Genomic DNA, 4979 nt, shown 5'->3' with positions numbered 1-4979 from the left:
GTGTCGGGCCGGCCCCGGCGGCACCGGCCCGACACCGCCCGCCGGCCCGGACGACCGCGACACAAGGCCCCCGACCGGCTGAGCGACCACGCCCACGCACCGGAACCGCCAAGCCCCGGCCGGCGCGGGCCCCCGGGCTCCCGGCGGCCCGCGCCGCCTCCCGGCCGAGCCGGTCGACCGACCCCGGGGCCGGACGGCCGCCCCGGGCCATGCCCGCGCGAGGCCCCCGCCCCCGCCGACAGGACTCCGGAACTCCCGAGCGGCCGTGCGCCGCGCCCGTGTGGCAGAACCGTGACAATCGGCTGTCACCTGGGCACTCCGGTGCGTCCGGCGGTATCCGCGCCCCCGTCCCGGCGCCCTGCGCGAGGTACGTATACACACGACGTATACACGGTGTGTAGAGTCATCGGCATGTCCATCGGTCACACCCTTCTAGGGCTCCTGGAGTCCGGGCCACGCCACGGTTACGACCTCAAGCGGGCCTTCGACGAGAAGTTCGGTCACGACCGGCCGCTGCACTACGGCCAGGTCTACTCGACGATGTCCCGCCTGCTGAAGAACGGACTCGTCGAAGTCGACGGGATCGAGGCGGGCGGCGGCCCCGAGCGCAAGCGCTACGCCATCACCGACGCCGGGATCACCGACGTGGAGCGCTGGCTCGCGACGCCGGAGAAGCCCGAGCTCTACCTCCAGTCGACGCTCTACACGAAGATCGTCCTCGCCCTGCTCACCCGCCGCGACGCCGCCGACATCCTCGACGCGCAGCGCTCCGAGCACCTGCGCAGCATGCGCATCCTCACCGACCGCAAGCGCAAGGGCGACTTCGCCGACCAGCTGATCTGCGACCACGCGCTGTTCCACCTGGAGGCCGACCTGCGCTGGCTCGAACTGACCGCCGCCCGTCTCGACCGGCTCGCCGAGGCGGTGACCGAATGACCGCCCCCGCCGGCTCCCTGCTGACCGCCCAGGACCTGCGCAAGACGTACGGGCCCACGGTCGCCCTCGACGGTGCCGGGTTCTCCATCCACCCCGGCGAGGTCGTCGCCGTGATGGGACCCTCCGGCTCCGGCAAGTCGACGCTGCTGCACTGCCTCGCCGGGATCGTCACCCCCGACTCCGGGTCGATCCTCTACGACGGCCAGGAGATGGCGACCATGAGCGACACCCGGCGCAGCGCGCTGCGCCGCTCGGAGTTCGGGTTCGTCTTCCAGTTCGGCCGGCTCGTGCCCGAGCTGACCTGCGTCGAGAACGTCGCCCTCCCGCTGCGGCTGAACGGCACCTCCCGCAGGACGGCCGAGAAGGCCGCCCTGGGCTGGATGGAGCGGCTGGAGGTGGACGACCTCGCGGCCAAGCGGCCCGGCGAGATCTCCGGCGGCCAGGGACAGCGGGTCGCCGTGGCGCGCTCCCTGGTGACCGGCCCCCGGGTGGTCTTCGCCGACGAGCCCACCGGCGCCCTGGACTCCCTCAACGGCGAGCGCGTGATGGAACTGCTCACCGACGCGGCCCGCACCTCGGGCACGGCCGTCGTGCTGGTCACGCACGAGGCCCGGGTGGCCGCCTACTCCGACCGCGAGATCGTCGTACGCGACGGCAGGTCCCGGGACATGGAGCGAGCGGTATGAGCGTGCGGTGGGGGAACCTGCGCGCTCCGGCCGGTTCGAGGTCCTGGGGCCGGTCCAGGGATCTGGCCATGGGGGTCCGGTTCGCCTTCACCGGCGGGCGCGAGGGCTGGATACGGACCCTGCTCACCGCGGTCGGCGTGGGCCTGGGGGTGGCGCTGCTGCTGCTCACCACCGCCCTGCCGAACGTGCTGTCCGTACGGCACGACCGCGAGCAGGCGCGGCGGGACTACACGTACGACTACAACCCGAGGCCCGCGGCCGACGACACGCTGGTGATCGCGGACATCGACTCCACCTACCGCGGCGAGGACGTACGCGGCCGGCTGATGCAGCGCGAGGGCTCCCGGGCGCCGCTGCCGCCGGGCCTGCGGGCGTTCCCGGCGCCGGGCGAGATGGTGGTCTCCCCCGCGCTGAAGGAGCTGCTCGCCTCCGACGGGGGCCGGCTGCTGCGGGAGCGGCTGCCGTACCGGATCACCGGGACCATCGCGGAGAGCGGGCTCATCGGCTCGCACGAGCTCGCCTACTACGCGGGCGCCGACGGTCTCGACGCGCGGATCGCCCCGCCGCGCGTGGCCCGGATCAGCGCGTTCGGCGAGCCGAATCCGTTCCCCGCTTCGGACACCGACCCGGTGCTGCTCCTGCTGGTCCTGGTCATGTTCGTGGTGCTGCTGATGCCGGTCGCGGTGTTCATCGCCACGGCCGTGCGCTTCGGTGGCGAGCGGCGCGACCAGCGGCTCGCGGCGCTGCGGCTGATCGGCTCGGACGGCCGGATGGTGCGGCGGATCGCGGCCGGCGAGGCGCTCGCGGGCTCGCTGCTCGGACTGGTCCTGGGTGCCGGCTTCTTCCTGGTCGGACGCCAGATCGCGGGCACCGCCGAGGTGTTCCGGGTCAGTGTGTTCCCCAGCTATCTCAACCCCTCCCCCGCGCTCGCCGTGCTGGTCGCGGTCGCCGTCCCGACGGCCGCCGTGCTGGTCACGCTGTTCGCGCTGCGCGGGGTGGTCATCGAGCCGCTCGGTGTGGTGCGCACGGCCCGGCCCCCGCGGCGCCGGCTGTGGTGGCGGCTGCTGCTGCCGGCCGGCGGACTGGCGCTGCTCTACCCGATGCTCGGCCAGGGCGGCGGGAACGGGAACTTCAACCAGTACCTGGTCACCGGCGGTGTGCTGCTGCTGCTCGTCGGGATCACCGCCCTGCTGCCCTGGGTCGTCGAGGCGGTCGTCGCCCGGCTGAACCCGGGCGGGGTCTCCTGGCAACTGGCGGTGCGCAGGCTCCAGCTGAGCAGCGGCACGGCGGCCCGCATGGTCAACGGCATCGCCGTCGCGGTGGCCGGCGCGATCGCCTTGCAGATGCTGTTCACCGGAGTGGAGGCGGACTACACCAAGGCGACCGGCCAGGACGTGAGCCGGGCGCAGATGTCGGTGAACGTGCCGGACGGGATCCCGGCGGCGCGTGTGACGCGGGAGATGGCCGCCACCCGGGGGGTGCGCAAGGTCGTCGCGCTGTCCGAGGGGAATGTCGGCGAGCGGCGGATGTCCGCCGAGCTGAACGCCCAGGTGACCGTGGGCGACTGCGCGGCCCTGCGCGAGGTGGCGACGCTGCCGTCCTGCCACGACGGTGACGTCTTCGCGCTGCGGGGCGCCGACTACGACGGCAGCACACAGCAACTGGCCAAGTCCGGCACGCTGTTCCTCGACCCCGCCGACGGCGAGGAGGACAAGGACAGCGTCACCGTCGCCTGGCGGGTGCCGCCCGGCCTGAAGCAGGCGCAGTCGCGCCCCGACCCGACCGGTGTGAAGCGCGGTGGTTTCCTGTTCACCCCGTCGGCGCTGCCCGCGGGGAGCGCGGCGGGCATCCGCGGGCAGGTCTATCTCGGCCTCGACCCGAGCGTCCGCGACGCGCAGGAGTACGTACGCAACACGGCCGCCCGGATCGATCCGCTGCTGGACCCGACGACCTGGTCGTCCACCGTGCAGACCGGGCAGTACCGCTCCATCCGCACCGGCCTGTCCGTCGGCGCCGCCTGTGTGCTGGCGCTGATCGGCGCGAGTCTGCTGGTCTCCCAGCTGGAGCAGTTGCGCGAGCGCAGGAAGCTGCTGTCGGCGCTGGTCGCGTTCGGGACCCGGCGGCGCACGCTGGGCCTGTCGGTGCTGTGGCAGACGGCGATACCGATCACGCTCGGTCTGCTGCTGGCGATGGCGGTGGGTCTGTCGCTGGGCGCGGTGCTGCTGCGGATGACGGCGACCGCGGTGCGGGTCGACTGGGCGAGTGTCCTGTCGATGACCGGCTTCGGCGCCTCGGTCGTCCTGGTGGTGACCCTGCTGAGCCTGCCGCCGCTGCTGCGGCTGATGCGGCCGGACGGGTTGCGCACGGAGTAGACGGGAGCAGGTGGCGGGCCCCTCCGGCCGGAGGGGCCCGCTTCGTGCTCGAAGGCTGCCGTGCTCAGAGGCTGTACTCCCGCACCACCCGGCGGACCTGGGCGAACAGCATGCCCACGTTCACCGACTTGCGGCAGACCACCACGGCGACGACGTCCTGCTGATCGTTCATCCGGATGAACAGGTGGGTGAGGTTCTCGCTGTTGACCAGGATCTCCTGGAAGAAGTGGTTGTCGCTGGCGATGCCGCGACGCTCCTTGAAGACGTCCTCGATCATCACGACGGTACGGCCCTGGAACAGGTCGAGCGTCGCTCCCGCCAGCAGGTCGAGCACCTCGGGCGGATGGTTGTCGACCGTCTCGTACGACAGCAGCATCCCGGTGGACATGTCGACCGCGCCGGCCGCGACGCAGTCGGGGGCATCGGTACGCAGAGACTTGACCAGGCCCATCACCTGGTCGGAGAAACCTGGGGACATACGCTTCGTCGCCATCCCTTCACACTCCCTCGGGGGCTTTGCTGTCCTGCGCGGTGAGGATCGAGCCGATCCGGCTCAGGGCCGGCTGGGTCGCCATGTGCAGGCGGTCCACGTCCATGCCCTCGTCACCGAGTACGACCATCAGGGCGGTGTCGCCGACCGCGTAGAAGGCGGCACAGCCGTGGCTGCCGTACGTCACCGTCCGGTGCAGGGCACCCCGGTCGGTCGCGTCGGCGGTACGGCGGGCGAGTCCCAGCCCCGCCGCCGCGAGGGCGGCCAGGCCCTCCGGGTCGATGGAGTCGGCGGTGTCCGCCGCGATGAGCAGTCCGTCGGCCGCGGCCACCGCGGTGTCGGTGATACCGGCCACCTGCTCACGCAGGCCGCGCATTTCCTGCGCGAGGGCCTTGTGGTCCATATATGCAACTCCCCTAATTCCGATCGCATCTGTTCTTCTTTTTCATGTGGGGGGACAGGGTGTTCATTTCGCGGTGGGCTTTCCTGCGGGGC

The 4979-nt window shown here is 72.2% G+C and carries 5 protein-coding genes; 3 read left to right on the top strand and 2 right to left on the bottom strand.

Annotated features, from left to right (window positions below):
• The first annotated feature begins 411 nt into the window (after window positions 1-411).
• The 3 genes from FNH09_RS44545 to FNH09_RS44535 are packed head-to-tail and all read left to right on the top strand — an operon-like array spanning window position 412 to window position 3994.
• The gene (locus FNH09_RS44545) at window positions 412-936 is read left to right on the top strand and encodes a PadR family transcriptional regulator (protein WP_152895572.1); all 525 of its coding nucleotides are present in this window, start codon (window positions 412-414) and stop codon (window positions 934-936) included.
• Window positions 933-1622: an ABC transporter ATP-binding protein gene (locus FNH09_RS44540; protein ID WP_152895571.1), complete on the top strand. Its 690-nt coding sequence runs from the start codon at window positions 933-935 to the stop codon at window positions 1620-1622. The genes FNH09_RS44545 and FNH09_RS44540 overlap by 4 nt, the downstream gene beginning before the upstream one ends.
• The gene (locus tag FNH09_RS44535; RefSeq protein ID WP_162470044.1) at window positions 1619-3994 is read left to right on the top strand and encodes an ABC transporter permease; all 2376 of its coding nucleotides are present in this window, start codon (window positions 1619-1621) and stop codon (window positions 3992-3994) included. The genes FNH09_RS44540 and FNH09_RS44535 overlap by 4 nt, the downstream gene beginning before the upstream one ends.
• Before the next feature lie 64 nt (window positions 3995-4058).
• On the opposite strand, the gene FNH09_RS44530 is transcribed toward FNH09_RS44535, so the two are convergent.
• Together FNH09_RS44530 and FNH09_RS44525 are read right to left on the bottom strand one after the other, a co-directional pair.
• Window positions 4059-4487: a hypothetical protein gene (locus tag FNH09_RS44530; protein ID WP_152895570.1), complete on the bottom strand. Its 429-nt coding sequence runs from the start codon at window positions 4485-4487 to the stop codon at window positions 4059-4061.
• A 4-nt stretch (window positions 4488-4491) separates the two neighbouring features.
• Window positions 4492-4887 carry a roadblock/LC7 domain-containing protein gene (locus FNH09_RS44525; RefSeq protein ID WP_202919887.1) on the bottom strand — a complete coding sequence of 132 codons (396 nt, stop codon included), beginning with the start codon at window positions 4885-4887 and terminating at the stop codon, window positions 4492-4494.
• Window positions 4888-4979 lie beyond the last annotated feature (92 nt).

The organism is Streptomyces adustus, from assembly GCF_009377175.1.
GTDB classification, from domain to species: domain Bacteria; phylum Actinomycetota; class Actinomycetes; order Streptomycetales; family Streptomycetaceae; genus Streptomyces; species Streptomyces adustus.
Note: the sequence above shows the minus strand (reverse complement) of the source record. Positions and strands in the feature narration are given on the sequence as shown.